Below are 16,123 nucleotides of genomic sequence, written 5' to 3' on the forward strand. Positions count from 1 at the left end.
AATTTTATAATTAAAAGGATGCAGTCACTGTCAATCCATACCTGCGGCTACTTGGCCCGTTCAAGAAATCGAAGCCCCTTGCGTTACCGATACCGGCACCTGCCACGTTGGGGTCAAAATTGGCACCATCTGGCATGTTATAGGCATCATACCATAGGTTGAACCCTTGTACCGTAAAGCCAAGCTTGCTGAAAGGTGTTCTGTCCAAGAATTTCCCGGGTAGATTGTAGGTCAAGGATATTTCCTGTAACCTAATCACAGAAGCATCGTATACTTGTAATTCGGTAGGACCGAACAATATATTACTAAAGAAATACTGCGAGTTGTTGATCTGCAGGTCATTTGGTTGTCCCGTAGCCTGTCTGATACCCGGTAAGATATAGGTGTTCTCCCTATTCACGGTTTCTTGGATCATACCTCGACCTTGCAACAAGGCTACGGTATTGGCAACCATGTCACCTCCTGCAGTATGGCTTACCTGGAAGCCCAACCGCCAGTTTTTGTAACTGAGGGTGTTGATGAAGTTCATTACATAATCAGGAACCGCATCCCCGATAATGGGAACGTTACCATCCGCATCCACCTGTGTGGTGATGTAGTTACCGGCCTCATCTATAAGCAGGTTTCCACTGGCATCGCGTGCAACGGCATTACCGACGATTGTGCCTAAGGACTCTCCCTTAATTGCGGCGTTACCGCCTTCGTCCAAATCCGTAGAACCGGCATAGATGATGATATCCTGCTCCTGTTCCTCCACGGTCTCCTTGTTCGAGAAGAAATTCACGTTGGATTTCCAGCTAAAACCATCAGGGTTTCTAAAGATATCCACACCCAAATCCGCTTCGTAACCGATGTTGCTGATCTGGCCTATGTTACTTTGTGTAAAGGTGAAGCCAGTTGAGGGAGAAAGTGGCTCACGCACTATTAGGTCATCCGTAGTCCTGTTATAATAGGTAAAGTCCAAGGATACCCTGTTTTGGAACAACCTAGTCTCAAGACCAAGCTCGAATTCCTTCAACAACTCGGGCTTTAAATTTGGATTTGCCTTGAAGTTCGCGATTTGGTTGGTCGTTACACCACCATCCTCGCCATAGACCAAGGTATTCTGTTCTGCAATACTCAAGGTAGGGTATCCAGTTGGGAAATTAGCGGAAGTACCGTAACCTGCCCGTAACTTCATGTAGTTGATTCCTTTTTCGGAACGTAGGCCTGTAAAAGCGGCCGTTGGGATAAAGGATAAACTCGCCCCTGGATAGGTCAAACTCCTGTTTTCGGTAATCAGGTTACTTACCCAGTCCGTCCTGCTACTTACGTTCAGGAACAGGAAGTTGTCATAGTCAAAGCTCACGTCCCCAAAGACACCTACGATATTTCTTTTTTGGCTTCTTTGGATCGGTTGCTGGTTCAAGTAGTTATAGTGGCGCTTGATACCGTACACGATCTGACCAATACTGGCGACCCCTTGTCTATCGAAGAAATCCGAACGGGCGTTCGCACCTACGTTGAACGTCATGCCTATTTTTTCGCTCAAATCGTAATTTCCGCTTAAGGAAGCAAAGTGGTCCCAGATGGTATTGTTGTTGTCATAGGTATCCAAGAACCCGAAAATATCGCTTTGCTGGTCTACACCTCCTTTGTTGGAAGCGTTTTCGTTACGTTCGTTGTAGAAATCAAGACCTGTACGCCATGTAGCGGCCAAATTGTCATTGATGTCATAAGTCAGGGATGCGTTCCAAAATACCCTGTTGGTCAATTGGCGGTTGGTCACATTCTTTGCCAACCATCTCGGGTTTACGATATCGTTCCCGTTACGGTAGTAGACACTTCCGCCTGTAATCGGGTTTTCGAAAGGTAAGCCCATCAAATCAACACTGATCGGGGTGAACATTACATGTCCGTACACAGATACTCCATCTACACCACCGTTACCCAAACTTGCGGCGATCGGAGGTGACTTATAATCCGTGCGCGCATAGTTCATGGTGGCCGCAATCGTAAATTTATTGGATAGTTTTGACCTACCACCAACCGAGAAGTTCATCCTATTGGTGGAGTTCCCTGGAGTAAATCCTACATCATTTAAATATCCAAGGTTGGCGTTGTAGGTGGTATTCCCGTCCTCGGAGGCTCCCTGGAAGTTTACCGATGTATTGGTTGCATACCCAGGTTTAAAGAAATTCTTGACAGATTCGTATGGCTGCCAAGCATATCTTGCCCCCTGTAACTCTGGGAATGCGGCCCGTGTTGCAGCTACGGCAGTCGTGGAATAGGGATGTTCCAAGGTTCCGTTCTCGTCGATCAAGGCCTGTCTGCCCCAACCGGAAACACCGCCTTCGTCAAAACTGGGTCCCCAGTTACTGAAGAACCAACCGAATTGCTGGTCGAAACCGTTACCATATTGGAACTGATAATCCGGTAAGGATGCGAACTCGTTAACGAAATAGGACTGGTTGACCGTAATCTCGTTTTTCTTTGTACCGCCTGTACCGGCCCCTGCCTTTGTAGTAATCAATATAACCCCGTTCTTTCCCAATGTACCGTATAAAGTGGTAGCGGCAAGACCTTTCAACACTTCTACATTGGCAATGTTGTTTGGGTCTATGTCCAGGAACCTTGAGGAGCCTGTGTTCCCACTAAGGAATGCTGGGTCGGAAGGGTCATTTGGATCATCACTGGTTCCGACGTTGGTATCGTTACTAAAGGGGACACCGTCCACGATAAATAGTGCCTGGTTACTCCCACTAAAGGAACTTAGACCACGAATGGTAACGTTCGTAGCGGAACCGGACATACCACCTGCAGCGGTGATATTGACCCCTGCAGCTTTACCCGCCAAGATACGGGCAACGTCACCTTCGGTCCTGTTTTCAATGGATTCCGCCCCAACGGAGGTCACGGCATAACCCAAAGCTTTTTTCTCCCTTTTGATCCCTTGACCTGTCACTACAACCTCTTCTAGGGCTTGGGCATCCTCCTGCATCTGTACATTAAGGGTGTTAGATGCGCCAACGGTCTGCTTTATCTCGCGCATACCTATATAGGTAAAGGCAAGGGTTTGGCCAGCACTCGCAGAAATACTGTAATTTCCATCAAAATCAGTTTGGGTACCCGTAGTTGTGCCTTCAACCACGATGTTAACACCAGGGAGTGGTAAACCATCCTGGTCGGTTACTGTTCCGGAAACTGTTTTAGTTTGGGCCCAGCTACTAGCTAGAATCAAAGCAAAAAGAAGAAATAATAAATTCTTTTTTTTAATTAATTTCATACATCCAAAAATTTAAATTTATAGAGTTAGTTAAATTGTTTCAACTTCCTTATTTCATTGAATTCTGTTGTCTCCATTTAGTAGAATTCCGTTAATAGAAAGTTAAAGAAGTCGAAAGAAAATGAAAAAATGAAAGGAGTATTTTAGTTTGCAACGAATGCCCTAAAATTTGAAATTAAAATTGAATCTTATGGTAAAAAGTAAGGGGGCTACTAATTCAGAAAAGTTAAAATGAGAAGTAAATGGGAGGTAGATGGTGGCGCTAACTCAAAATCTTAAAAAATGAAACAAAATCAATATTTTTTTAAGAACACATCTCCCCCCATTTTTTACTTACGTCTACAAGAAAGTATTTATATTAAAGTGTCGGTAAAATTTGTCACTAAACTCTTTTATTTTGCAACAAACACTTAGATTATTTTTTATCGGGTTTTATTAAAGTAACATAAACAGCCTCTGTTTCTTCTACCTTTTAGAAGAGTGGATTCATAATAAATTCCAGACTTGTTTGCGATTACTTCCATCTTGAAAATGAATTATCTTAATGCTCTATCGAAATTGTAATTTTTGATGTTGCACTAGTATCCATTTATGTTTCATAAATGTCGTTTAACGTTTTGATAATGCTATTTGATAAATAAATAATATAACTTGTTTCTTATAATATATAAACATCCTTATTTGCGTATAAACATTTTTGAGCATTTTAATTGAGAGTTTTAATCTTGGCGTTATACTAATTCTTCATAATCTTTCTGCAGCTTGATTTTTACAACCTTAGCTCTCCCTAAGTTTTGAATATTAAATAAAATTCAATTTGTGTATTTAGATAAATTTGAAAACAATCTTGGAATAAACTGTCTAGGAAATAATAGGAAATTAACCTTTTATCTTTTAATACTATTTTCCCTTAATTCGCTAAGGTCACAGAAGGCAATCAATACAAATCCATCTTACAGGGATTCAATTAACAAATACTATTATTTGGATAGCCTTGAGACCAAGAAATACATCGACCTTTTTATCTCACAATCTATCAATGAAAATAATTCAGATGATCTATTTGATGGCTATCATGCTTTAGCCTCTTATTACTATCAACATAACGATACCCTGAAACTTATAGAGTCAACGGATAAACTTTTCGCTGTTGCCAAAACTAATAACTTAAAAATTCCATTGCTCAAAGCGTACCATTTAAAGAATAATTATTTAAAAATGAAATTTGGGATGGAGGACCCAAGAATTTTTAAGAACATTTATGAAGCTTTAGAAATCTCTAAAGAGATAAAGAGTACTGTTTGGGAAAGTAAATATTATGATGATATAGCCGGTTTTTATAAACTAACTGGTGATTTTAATCAAGCTTTAGAATACTATAAGAAGAATTTATCTATTCTAAAGGAAATTGCTAACTCAGAGGATTATAAAGAGTTTAAAATATGGGGTGGAAGTCTAGAAAAAACGTGTTTGGAACTCTCCGAAATACATATTGACCTAAAGGAAATAGATTCGGCAAGAGCTTATAATCAGATGGCAAAAAAAATATTGGACTCGACTGATTCAGATAATTTTGGAGTTTTAAAATATCGAAATATCATTAATAATTTGGAAATCAATTTTCTTGAAAATGATATTATATCGGCTAGAAAAAATCTTCGTAAAGCAATAGAATTTATACCAAAAAGTTTTAATGAACCTTTTCAAAAATATTCAAAATTATATTACTCTGGATTGGTGAGTTATCACGAAGGTGATTTTAAAAAAGCGGTTGAAAAATTTGAGTCAATCGATACAACTCGTATCAACATTAATCAGAGGGCAGGCTTTTACTATGGAGACCTGTACAAGTTTCTATATAAATCTCATTTAAATGAAGGAAATCTGAAAAAATCAGATTTTTACTTTGAAAAACATTTAGAAGCTTTAAATAGACAAATGAATGTTAATAATTCCGTGAACTCTAATTTCAGAATTACAGAAATAGCTCAATATGATGAAGAGGTAGAGAAGCTATTAAATCAAAAATCTAGGCAGCGTTTTTATTTAATTATGATGTTCGTGGGGTCTTTTTTTACTATTTCCATTGTCATTTATTATTACAAGAAAAAGCAAAAAGCAAATAAAGAAAAGCTAAAAATCTTAGTTGATAGGGTAAATGATAAAAATACCAAAACAAAAACAACTTCATTAAAAATTAATAGTGATGAAATAAGCAGAATTATAGAAAGATTAAATGAGTTTGAGAACAAAGAATATTTTTTAAACATCGATTGCACAGCTTCCAATACTGCTAAAAAACTTAAAACTAATACCACATACCTCTCCAAAATAATTAATGTGCATTATGGCAAGAGTTTTTCCGACTACATAAATGACTTAAGGATAGATTATGTTATTAATAAATTTCAAAATGATATTAAGTTCAGAAAATATTCTATTCAAGGAATTGCCAATGAAATTGGATTTAAAAGTAAAGAGTCATTTAACTCAGCTTTCAAAAAAAGAATGGGTGTGCTTCCTTCAGCCTTAATCAAAGAACTGCAAAAAGAACCTAATTAGATTTCTAGGTAATTTCATTTTAAAGTTGACGATTAAAAATTTTATTCAACGCTAATCACCACATAATTAGTGTATTATCATAATAAAATTGAGCTTTTAAGTATGCTTAATTTTATAAAATTAGGCTTCTTCTGTTTTTTTATATGATTCATTTTTGGGTTCTTTAGAATAATTCAAATTATTTAAGAATATAGAGCCAAAGCTTACCATTGTTGGTAGCATGCTTTTAGAGAGAGATTTGAACTAGAATTGGCTTTTTTTGTGATTGTGGTCTTATTCTCCAAAAGAGTTCTCTTTTATAAAAGACTACAATTCGAAGTTGTTTTTTTAATTCCATTGATGTGGAAAACATTAAAATTGTTAGAAAATTAAAATATAAAACAAGGAATAAACCATAAATAATGACTTTCACAGACAAAATAATCATACCAGAAGGTAATAAGAAACACCTATTTGATATTAGCGAAGTGAAATTTATTAAAGCAGATAGATATTACGTTAATGTATTTTGTTTTAACAAAAAGGTATTAATTAGGATAACAATGAAAAAATTGCAAGAGCTTTTACCAGATATTTTTATAAGAATTAGTAAATCTGTTATAGTGAACGTTAGGCATATAGTAAGAATAGAGGAGTCCAAATCTTCATGCTGTATTGTTCTTGCTGGTGAAATTGAACAACAAGTATCGGAAAAATATAGACTTGAATTTGATAATTTTTTTTCTAAAATAGCATAAACACATGCTCGATTTACAAATTTGAATTACTATATGTAATCAAGATATTAAACAAACTATAAAACTTTTAATCATTGAAGTTATTAATCTCCATAAAAAAGGCCAAATTAACATAAACTAGTTATTATGAAAAAGAGGATATTAACCCTGCTCATATTTGTCAACCTAATTTCATGTACAAAAAGTGAAAATATTCCAAATAGCGAGTTTTTTGGGAATTGGAGATTAATAAAAATGACAGGAAGTTCTATTAATTCAGAATCCAAAGGTAAGGATATGGAATGGAAGGAATCCTACCTGTTTAATGAAAATGGAACTTTTCAAAAGTTCAGAGAAACGGATAAATGCAGTTTTGTAGCGTCTGGCACGTTTAAAGTAAAATCTACTGCAAATGAAACAACCATTGAACTTTTATTTGATTATGAAAGTAACATTCTAGGATCCTGTTATTCTAGCACCCTAAAGGAAATATTGGTCCAAAATTCTGAAAATAGCCTATATAATACATGGTCCAACTGTGATGGCCCACGTCTCGAATATCGAAAAATAAATTAAAAGTTAGATTTGAAGGGCGTGTTTTCCTTAGTTCTGATTATACCATTTATTGACCTTTTTATCGAATATTTGCAATGTAATTCATTCTATTTTATTCAAACCAAAGAGTAATTTTCATTTTAAAATCACATTCTCCGAATAAATGGAAATTGTATGGGTTTTCATAGTAACTTCTTAAATCTGTTTAAAACATATTCATTGTAAACTACAATTTTGTTCCAAGTGTTTAACCCTCTTTTCAAACAAGAAAATTAAGAGTTCTTTTCTTACTATTCGGACTCGGAATATTTTTGATTAATCTAAAAAATAGAAAGTATTTAATACTAAAGCTGTGTTTTTAAGTTTTCAACTATACCATTTTAAAACAATAAACACGAAAAACATTGGGTAGATGAAAAAGGTTTGTAACCTTTTTGTGTTGAGAACAATCATACTAATACAACATTTTAAAAGTAAAATAATGAAAGACTTTCTATTTGGACCCGGAATTGTACTGGTGGCTCTTTTTATTGCCGCTGGTTATACACTTTATACTTTTATAAAAGCTTCTCATTTGGAACGAATGGCCAAAATTGAAAAAGGCCTGGATGCCGAATCATCTGCCAATAACAGATACTTGGAAATAAAATTGGGTATGCTCATGGTTGGAATAGCCGTTGGATTGCTATTGGCCTATGTAATCGAAAAAACTTCGGATATTGAGGCCATCGTCTTTTATCCTTCCCTAATGCTTCTATTTGGTGGCATCAGTCTTATTGCCTCATTTTTTTGGACAAGGAGACTACGGAAAAACAACTAGCCCTTTATGGATACCCATTATATAAATGAGGTTTTAAAAGGGAATACCCATGCATTTGGCTACTTGATACGAACGTATCAAAACAAGACTTTTGGAATCGCCATTTCTATAGTAAAAAACGATGAAGATGCAAAAGATGTGGTACAGGAGAGTTTTATCACAGCATATGCATCGCTCTCCAGTTTTCGGAACGATGCAAAATTTTCCACTTGGTTATACCGCATTGTGGTAAATAAAGCCCTACAGTTCTTAAAACGACAAAAAAGAAAAGAGGAAGTGTCGCAAGAGATTGCAATTACGGAAAATGACAAAACAGCTTACAATAGTGCCTTGGAACAATTGAACCATCAGGATTTAAAATTGTTGGTCAAAAAAGTCCTCAGTGAAATTCCCCCTAGAGAAGCACTGATTTTGCAACTGTTTTATTTGGAAAACCAGCAAATTTCTGAAATTCAAACAATAACAGATTTCACAAAGGCCAACATAAAAGTCCTTTTGCATAGGGGCCGAAAAAGCTTTTACAAAAAACTTAAAAAAGATAACATTACGAAACCTTATTAACCATGAAGGATACGGATCATTTAAAAGAAGTATTTGGAAAATTGGACCAAATCCATGAACCCATTGATTTGGAGGAGACCATTTTAACTGCCATTGAAAAAGAAAGAACGTTAAAAGCGCAAATTGCCAAATATAGGTCGTATGGTAAGAAATCCTTAATAGTATCGGGTATTCTCGTTGCTATACTTGGTATTCTCTTTAGTCGTCCAAGTACTAGGCAATCAATGGAACATACCATATTAGCCTATACCTCCATAGGTCTAGTACTAGTTGTGATTTTGGTCCAACTAGAAGCTGGTGGTTCAAAAATTTTTAATCAATTAAAAAACAATAGATCATGAGACAAATCAAACAAATTTTGGGGACTAGAGCCCATACCAATCATTTTAAATCAATAGTCATTGTGATAATAATGACTTGCTTAATCGGAATCAAGGCAAATGCCCAGTTGACTTCAGAACACATTGACAGTATAGTGAACAAGGCAATGGGTACCATGGGCCATACGGTAGGGTTCGCCATTGGGGTGGTGAAGGATGGCCAGATCGTTCATGTGAAAGGCTATGGTACAACATCAATAGATTCCAAAGTTGCCGTGACGGCCAACACCCCCTTTGGGATTGCTTCTAATTCTAAAGCCTTTACTACCGCAGCCTTGGCCATCCTGGTAGATCAGGGAAAAATAAAATGGGAAGACAAGGTAATCGACTACATACCGGAATTTAAAATGTACAATGATTATGTTACCAACAATTTCAATATTCAGGATCTTTTGACCCACCGCAGTGGTCTGGGCCTTGGTGCGGGAGATTTGATGATTTTTCCGGACGGTTCAAATTTTACGATTGACGATGTACTCACTGCCTTTCAACATTTTGAACCTTCCTCCGCCTTTAGGAGCCAATTTGATTATGACAACCTATTATACCTGGTAGCCGGCGAACTTACGGCGCGGGTTTCCGGAAAGACATGGGAAGCTTTTGTTGAGGAAGAGCTATTGAATCCATTAAAAATGAAAAACTCATATGCAAGCTACCCTACCCCTATTAAAAATGAAAACGTGGCCGTTCCCCATGCTTTCAATGGCGAATCTGTTGTGCCTCTAAAACAGTACGGACCTAATATAGATTCAAATGGCCAAACAAAAATGAACGGCGCCGCCGGTGGTATATGGGCCAGTGCACAAGACATGTGTCAATGGATGCTGTTACAATTAAACGAGGGTAAATACGGTACGGACTTAGAAAAAACACTCTTTTCTCAGGAACAACAGCGTGAAATGTGGCGCATGCATACCCCGATCAATAAGCAGTCCGACCCAAGGTCGCCCTTTAAAGTTCATTTTACGGGCTATGGCTTGGGATGGTTCCTATCCGATTTTAATGGATTTTTCAAAGTGGAACACTCCGGTTTGATTGCGGGAATGTCCTCCGAAGTGACCTTGATACCTGAGCTTGAACTCGGTATTGTGGTTTTGAATAATTCCGAGGGCGCCGATTTCCTAAACGGATTGATGGGCTTTATTCTTCTGGATGAGTACCTCAACTTGGGAACTGGCATTAACTGGTTGGAAATGGCCAAGGGCATGCAACAAGGCGGACGGCAAATGGGAAATCCTGAAACCGACAAGGTCTGGGCGAAGGTCGCATCCAATAAAAATATAAAAATCAAAACAGCGGATTATGTTGGTACCTATGAAGATGATTGGTTCGGTAAGGTGAAGATTTTTGAAAAAGAGGGAGATTTATGGTTCAAATCCATTAAATCCCCTAGGTTGAATGGCAAAATGCAATTTTATGACGGAAATACATTTGCTATTCAATGGGAGTATCAGGACATGAAGGCCGATGCCTTTGCCATTTTTTCGCTAGATGAAAACGGCAAGGCGGATGCCATTCGCATGAAAGGAATATCCCGCTTTATTGATTTTAGCTTTGACTTTCAAGATCTGGATTTGAAACGGGTCGAGAATAAAACAACAGCTATGGGTAATACCTTATAAGGATGATAGGCCCTATTCACTATTTACAGGGGATAAGGGCCTTTACAAATCCCTTGATAACAGGTGCTTATGTCGAAAATAAAGGGTTCAAGACAATTACCAATAATACTTAGGTGTTCTATTTTGATTATGGATTAAACTATAGTATTAATTTTATAATCGTGAATTACACGGCTCAAATATTGTTCGCCTTAGGTGCTATTGGAACGTTAAACAGTTTGTTAGTCGCATTATATTTTTTGATACATCCAAGGCTATCAGACAAAAGCAATCGCTTATTCGGGGGCTTTTTATTGATTTTAAGTGCAAGAGTACTAAAATCTATTTTTTACGCTTTCTCAACCGAGGAACCTGTCTGGTTCTTACAATCGGGACCTGCATTTTTTGGTCTGATAGGCCCATTTGTGTTTACCTACACCTTAAGCATTGTAAAACCGAATTCTTTTTGGGTAAAGTACGGCAAATACCACTTACTGTTTTGGTTTTTGACCTTGATATTGATTGCCATTTTTATTCCGTTTAAAACCAATATAGGGTTCAATAAAGAGGTTTTATTACCTATTTTGAACTTTCAGTGGTTGGGCTTCATTTTATCTTCCGGACTCGTTTTAAGATTTGAAATATGGAAACAAGGCCGATCCATTCAATTTAATTGGCTAGCCTTTATGCTGACGACGAATCTTATCCTTTGGGTAAGTTTTACTTTTATCCGATTTGACTATTTCATTAGCGGCTCTATCATTTTTTCGTTCTTATTTTATTCCATATTTCTGTATTTCCTTTTAAACGGAAAGGTTACCAATTCGGTCTTTAAAAGAAATAGCGGCAAAGAGCCCTCTTTTACCAATCAAGAAAAAGATCAATTGATTGCAAAACTTGAAGCTTACTTTGAAAACCAGAAGCCCTACAAAAACCCGAACCTTAAAATCGCCGACATTTCCGAAAAATTGGGTATCTCCTCCCATGAATTATCCCGATTTACAAATCAGGTAATTGGAAAGAGTATTACTGGGTTTATCAATGAATATCGAGTTGAAGAAGCAAGGCAACTTTTGGGAAAGGAATCTAATTATACCATAGAGGCTATTGGGGAACAATCGGGATTTAATTCAAAATCAGCCTTTTACAAAGCCTTTAAGTCGCAAACCGGCACCACACCCGCAAAATACAAGGCCCGTTTATAAGTTCTTTTTTATAAATCAGAACAGATTGGCAGGTATTCAAAAGTCATTTTTAAGGCGAAATAATTAATCTTGCCCAAAATTTAAATCCATGAAAAAAAAGGTATTTATACTACTTCTTATTTTGCTTTCTTCAAGTGATATTTCGGCCCAGCAAAATGGCAAAAAATCTATTAAGGAAGCCATGATTGAATACGCCTACCAGGATATTGAGAAGGCTATTGGGTATTATAGGAAACTTAAACGACAGGAAAGCGAAAAGTACAATTTTGAGAATGAAAATGAATTGAATAATCTGGGATACCAATTGATGAACGAAGATAGAAAAGAAGATGCCCTTAAAATATTCAAACTCCTGGTAGAAGAGTTTCCAAACTCCTTCAATCCACACGATAGTCTAGGAGAGGCCTATTTGATTAACGGGCAGGAGGAACTGGCAATTGAGAGTTACAGGAAATCCTTGGAGCTAAATCCGGAAAACAAGAATGCGAAATGGACGATTGCGCAAATACAGTATCAGAATCGTGATAAGAACAAGTTTGACAGCGTGTACACAAAGCAGGAATATTTGGATGACCTCAACGAACTTGCAACCAGACTCACGGAAATCAATCCACATCCGTACAGGTACATGACAAAGGAGGCCTTTTGGGGCGTAGTACAAGAAAAAAAGGATTTGATTACGGATACCACCACCTACAGCGAATTTATTTGGCACTGTAGCGAGTTGATTGCTAACATTAACTGTGGGCATAGTTTCATACCCGGGTATTTTGGGCAAGAAAGGGAAATGCTCCCAGATACACTGCGTTTTCCTCTGGAGCTAATAAACATTGACAAAAGACTTTATGTTGCCCATGCATTGGTCAATGAGGATAAAATAGAGGTAGGCACGGAGATATATTCCATTAATGGCATAAGTGGTCGTGAAATACTGAACGATATCAACAAACACATAGGCACTCAAGGTAAGGTAGGAAATGCAGGAAAAAGACATCTCTTCAATTGGCAAGCTACGGCCATGATTCCCTATGCACTGAGATTTCCAAAGACGTACGAGGTGATTATCAAAGGCAAAAAAGAACCGATACAATTGGAAATGCTAGAAAATTACGAGTTTCCATTGGCCGCCTTAAATAGATGCCAGGAAACTTTTTGTTTGGATTTTTCGCAGGAGAATAATACTGCTATTATGAAAATCAATAATTGGGATTTTTATGGCGGCCGATTTAAAATACTTCAGAAGTTTATTGATGATAGCTTTCAGGAAATAATTGAAAGAAAGTCCCGAAACCTTATAATAGATGTCCGGGGAAATGGGGGTGGCAATTCATGGGGAGCGGCACATTTATTAAGGTATTTAGCTAAAAAACCTTTTACCTATTTTAAAGAGGCTCCTCTAGGAAGCGAAAAACTAAAACCGCTTAATCCTTTTGAGAACACCTATCAAGGACACGTTTACTTCTTGCACGATGGCCGTTCCGGGTCTACTACCGGACAATTATTGGCCCTGGCAAAGCACCATCGCATTGGCACTTTAATAGGAGAGGAATCCAATGGAGGTATCGTCTATACGGGTGGTCAGCGAATGAATCGGTTAACAAATACAGGTGTTTTTTATATGGTGGGGAGAGTGAACCACATAACTAACGCCCCATCAGTTTCTGAAGAACGAGGCGTTTTTCCCGATCATTATGTTGTGCAGACTTTGAAGGATTTTTTGACCCATACGGATACAATTATGAATTATGTGATTAAGCTTATAGCCCAAGACCTTAAATAAAAAAACGTAATATTTCATTAAACCTTTTCTCAAGTAGATAATATGAGGAAAAAGTGAAAAATGTTATATGAACATTAGAATTTCTTACTAAGAGTTACAAATTGAACCTGTAGGTTTTATTAGAATTTTTCAATTATGGATACTTAAAACAAAGCCCAGCCCCTGTTTATTTGAGTTTACACAATTAGGGGGATAGTGTCTTTTTCGATAAGTTATTTGTCCCAAAATAATTATCGAAGGACTTCCTATATTTTTCGGAAACCTGAAATTCCTGCTCATTGGGCATTACAACTACTGATGTTGATTTTTTTTCTTCAATACTTTCTATAAACAATGCATTAACGATATATGATTTGTTGATTCTTAAAAAATTCGGAGGCAATAATTCTTCTATACCTTTTAAGGTTATTCTAACCAATATCTTTTTGTTTGAACAGAATATCTTTACGTAATATCTATCCGCCTTTATAAATTTGATCTCGTCTGCATTTAATAGGTGTTTCTTTTTTCCTTCAGGAATTATGATTTTACTAAAGTTTACCATATTAAATCAAATGATTTTCTTCTAAACCATGAAGTATTAATGTTATTTCCTTTCTTTTAGAAACTCAACCGGAACTTTTTGAGAATATATCTTAAACCTTTCTACTTTTCCTTCTGTATCTACAACGAATTCCACAGTAAACTCAGGATTAAAGGAAGCCTTGAAGTCTTGTAGACCTTCTAAGTAAAAGTTATTATAATTTAAATGTTCCAACTTGAAAGTATATGTTGGGAAATGTGCATAAATCAATTTATTTTCTACTTTAATTTCCACGGTACCATAGCCTTTTGCATGGTACCTACCCAATAAATCGGATATGGGATGCGTGGGTTTTTCATCCGTATTGATAGGATTATCTTCCTCATTTGGAGTATACATTTCACCCACATTCACTGGGTAGTCTACATCCATTGGAAGCTTCAGTAACTTTCTGGAAATGTGGTCGGATATTAAATAAGGCAATACCGAATTTGATTGATTGGTCAATACTACTATTCCAATATTTGAAAAAGGGAACATATCCATAACCGTTGAAAAGCCATTGGTATTACCACCATGTCTTACCCTAAAATACCCATTATAGGACCTCAAGCGCCACCCAAAACCTTCCCCAAATAAATAGGCATCTTTTTCATAAACATCGCTTTTAATATTTTGAAGTCTCATTGCTTTCTTAACATATTCCTGGGGGATTACCTGGGTACCTTCATAAAAACCTTTGTTCAGCCAAGCAAGCATCCAATTGCACAAATCTTTTGAAGAACTTTTTATTGCTCCTGCGGGTGAATAACCATAATAATTTTCGAATGGCACCTGTATCATATTTCCATTGCGTAGGGAATAGCCTAGGGCATAATTACTCATCTTCATAAGTTCTTCGATTGTTGTCATTGAAGAACTCATTTTAAGGGGTTCAAAAATTTTTTCTTTTACGACCGCTTCCCAACGCTTGCCGATAACCTGCTCAACAACAACACCGGCCAGCGTATACCCCATATTACTGTAGGCCCAGCTATTCTTCACTTCGGCCTGAGGCTTTAAGTACTTCAATCTTTGAACGATTTTTAGCTTATCATTTTCCGGGAATAATGTAAGTGATGTCCCTTGGTTTCCCAAACCGCTTCTATGGCTCAATAAGTCTTCAATTGTAATTAGATTATTCATTTTATCATTGTAAAATTGAAAGTTAGGAATATATAATCCCGGCCTGTCCTTTAAGGAAAGTTGGTTTTCAGATTCCAAAATACCCAGCAAAGAACCCGTAAAGGCCTTGGTCATTGAAGCAATATGAAAAATGGTGTTATCATCAACCGGCAACCTTTTTTCCAAGTCCCGAAAGCCAAAACCTTTGGAGTAAATAACATCTTGATCCTTTACAACTGCAACCGATACACCTGCCGCATCATATCTCTCCATAAGCTTTATAATCTCATTTTCTACCCCTATCAATTCCGAGGTTTGAATCTGACCCGTACAAATTTGAATACCCAATGCGAAGGTTAATGCAAAAATGAATTTCAATTTAGATTACTTTTTATTCAAAAAATTAGACTAATACATTAGCGATACCATGCTAAACAGATATCAGCAATTTGATACAAATATTAATTTTTCAAGTAGTTCAAAAGTCCGAGAAAAGAAAGTCGGACTAATTTTTAGAAAGAAGCGTCTCTTTTCTGTACTGGGTAGGAGTCTTATTCGTAATCTTTTTAAAAGCGGTATAAAACGATGATTTTGAATTAAACCCGACCTGATATAGAACTTCTAGAATAGTTACATCCTTTTCATTGTGATTTGCCAAAATATCTTTGGCCTCTTTAACCCTATACTCGTTTATAAAATCAAAAAAGTGTTTACCTAAATACCGATTGATCAAGAAGGATAGTTCCTTTTCAGGTATGTCTGTTTGAATGGCCAATTTTTGTAAGGTCAATTCGAAATCCAAATAGGGCTTTTTATCCTTCATATAGGAAGTCAATTTCCGCAGATTTTCCCTAGAACAGGTATCAATTTGCACCTTTGCCGGCCCTTGTTTGCCTTGATCCATCAATTTCACAGGCTTTAAATTAATATTTACCCCGGTAAAAAGAGCTGGTTTATACAAGGCTTGTAGGACAAAGAAAGTTATAATGGA

General features: G+C 36.7%; 13 protein-coding genes. 9 read left to right on the forward strand and 4 right to left on the reverse strand.

Going from position 1 to position 16,123, the window contains the following annotated elements; translation table 11 throughout:
* Positions 1–10: 10 nt before the first annotated feature.
* Positions 11–3,265, reverse strand: coding sequence for a SusC/RagA family TonB-linked outer membrane protein (locus tag FEK29_RS07780; protein WP_138257860.1), 3,255 nt, complete (start codon positions 3,263–3,265; stop codon positions 11–13).
* Between the two features lie 984 nt (positions 3,266–4,249).
* Here FEK29_RS07780 and FEK29_RS07785 point away from each other — a divergent pair.
* The 9 genes from FEK29_RS07785 (at position 4,250) to FEK29_RS07825 (ending at position 13,445) form a co-directional block, all read left to right on the forward strand.
* Entirely contained in the window at positions 4,250–5,827 is a 1,578-nt protein-coding gene (locus tag FEK29_RS07785) for a helix-turn-helix domain-containing protein (RefSeq protein WP_138257861.1), read from the forward strand.
* A gap of 401 nt (positions 5,828–6,228) precedes the next feature.
* Positions 6,229–6,564, forward strand: a complete 336-nt coding sequence (locus tag FEK29_RS07790; RefSeq protein ID WP_138257862.1) for a LytR/AlgR family response regulator transcription factor — start codon at positions 6,229–6,231, stop codon at positions 6,562–6,564.
* Between the two features lie 126 nt (positions 6,565–6,690).
* On the forward strand, positions 6,691–7,119 hold the full coding sequence (locus FEK29_RS07795; protein WP_138257863.1) for a hypothetical protein: 429 nt from the start codon (positions 6,691–6,693) through the stop codon (positions 7,117–7,119).
* 460 nt (positions 7,120–7,579) lie between these two features.
* A complete protein-coding gene (locus FEK29_RS07800; protein ID WP_138257864.1) occupies positions 7,580–7,918 on the forward strand; it encodes a DUF6249 domain-containing protein in 339 nt (112 codons plus the stop codon).
* 6 nt (positions 7,919–7,924) lie between these two features.
* Positions 7,925–8,479 (forward strand): RNA polymerase sigma factor, encoded by a 555-nt coding sequence (locus tag FEK29_RS07805; RefSeq protein WP_138257865.1) that lies wholly within the window; start codon positions 7,925–7,927, stop codon positions 8,477–8,479.
* A gap of 2 nt (positions 8,480–8,481) precedes the next feature.
* Positions 8,482–8,820, forward strand: a complete 339-nt coding sequence (locus tag FEK29_RS07810) for a hypothetical protein (protein ID WP_138257866.1) — start codon at positions 8,482–8,484, stop codon at positions 8,818–8,820.
* A 71-nt stretch (positions 8,821–8,891) separates the two neighbouring features.
* Entirely contained in the window at positions 8,892–10,481 is a 1,590-nt protein-coding gene (locus FEK29_RS07815; RefSeq protein ID WP_138257867.1) for a serine hydrolase, read from the forward strand.
* A gap of 161 nt (positions 10,482–10,642) precedes the next feature.
* Positions 10,643–11,665 carry a helix-turn-helix domain-containing protein gene (locus FEK29_RS07820; protein ID WP_138257868.1) on the forward strand — a complete coding sequence of 341 codons (1,023 nt, stop codon included), beginning with the start codon at positions 10,643–10,645 and terminating at the stop codon, positions 11,663–11,665.
* Between the two features lie 88 nt (positions 11,666–11,753).
* Positions 11,754–13,445: a S41 family peptidase gene (locus FEK29_RS07825; RefSeq protein ID WP_138257869.1), complete on the forward strand. Its 1,692-nt coding sequence runs from the start codon at positions 11,754–11,756 to the stop codon at positions 13,443–13,445.
* 184 nt (positions 13,446–13,629) lie between these two features.
* On the opposite strand, the gene FEK29_RS07830 is transcribed toward FEK29_RS07825, so the two are convergent.
* The 3 genes from FEK29_RS07830 to FEK29_RS17925 form a co-directional block, all read right to left on the reverse strand.
* The gene (locus FEK29_RS07830; protein WP_138257870.1) at positions 13,630–13,989 is read right to left on the reverse strand and encodes a LytR/AlgR family response regulator transcription factor; all 360 of its coding nucleotides are present in this window, start codon (positions 13,987–13,989) and stop codon (positions 13,630–13,632) included.
* Positions 13,990–14,031: 42 nt separating this feature from the next.
* Entirely contained in the window at positions 14,032–15,510 is a 1,479-nt protein-coding gene (locus FEK29_RS07835; RefSeq protein ID WP_138257871.1) for a serine hydrolase, read from the reverse strand.
* Positions 15,511–15,637: 127 nt separating this feature from the next.
* Positions 15,638–16,036 (reverse strand): helix-turn-helix domain-containing protein, encoded by a 399-nt coding sequence (locus FEK29_RS17925; RefSeq protein WP_161595331.1) that lies wholly within the window; start codon positions 16,034–16,036, stop codon positions 15,638–15,640.
* Positions 16,037–16,123: the final 87 nt, after the last annotated feature.

This window comes from Maribacter aurantiacus (assembly GCF_005780245.1).
In the GTDB taxonomy this organism is placed as follows: domain Bacteria; phylum Bacteroidota; class Bacteroidia; order Flavobacteriales; family Flavobacteriaceae; genus Maribacter; species Maribacter flavus.

Excerpts from the sequence above, each read along its gene's own strand:
- FEK29_RS07780 (WP_138257860.1), bottom strand. The coding sequence starts at position 3,265 with ATGAAATTAATTAAAAAAAAGAATTTATTATTTCTTCTTTTTGCTTTG.
- FEK29_RS07825 (WP_138257869.1), top strand. The coding sequence starts at position 11,754 with ATGAAAAAAAAGGTATTTATACTACTTCTTATTTTGCTTTCTTCAAGT.
- FEK29_RS17925 (WP_161595331.1), bottom strand. The coding sequence starts at position 16,036 with ATGGATCAAGGCAAACAAGGGCCGGCAAAGGTGCAAATTGATACCTGT.
- FEK29_RS07815 (WP_138257867.1), top strand. The coding sequence starts at position 8,892 with ATGACTTGCTTAATCGGAATCAAGGCAAATGCCCAGTTGACTTCAGAA.
- FEK29_RS07790 (WP_138257862.1), top strand. The coding sequence starts at position 6,229 with ATGACTTTCACAGACAAAATAATCATACCAGAAGGTAATAAGAAACAC.
- FEK29_RS07810 (WP_138257866.1), top strand. The coding sequence starts at position 8,482 with ATGAAGGATACGGATCATTTAAAAGAAGTATTTGGAAAATTGGACCAA.
- FEK29_RS07800 (WP_138257864.1), top strand. The coding sequence starts at position 7,580 with ATGAAAGACTTTCTATTTGGACCCGGAATTGTACTGGTGGCTCTTTTT.
- FEK29_RS07830 (WP_138257870.1), bottom strand. The coding sequence starts at position 13,989 with ATGGTAAACTTTAGTAAAATCATAATTCCTGAAGGAAAAAAGAAACAC.
- FEK29_RS07805 (WP_138257865.1), top strand. The coding sequence starts at position 7,925 with ATGGATACCCATTATATAAATGAGGTTTTAAAAGGGAATACCCATGCA.
- FEK29_RS07795 (WP_138257863.1), top strand. The coding sequence starts at position 6,691 with ATGAAAAAGAGGATATTAACCCTGCTCATATTTGTCAACCTAATTTCA.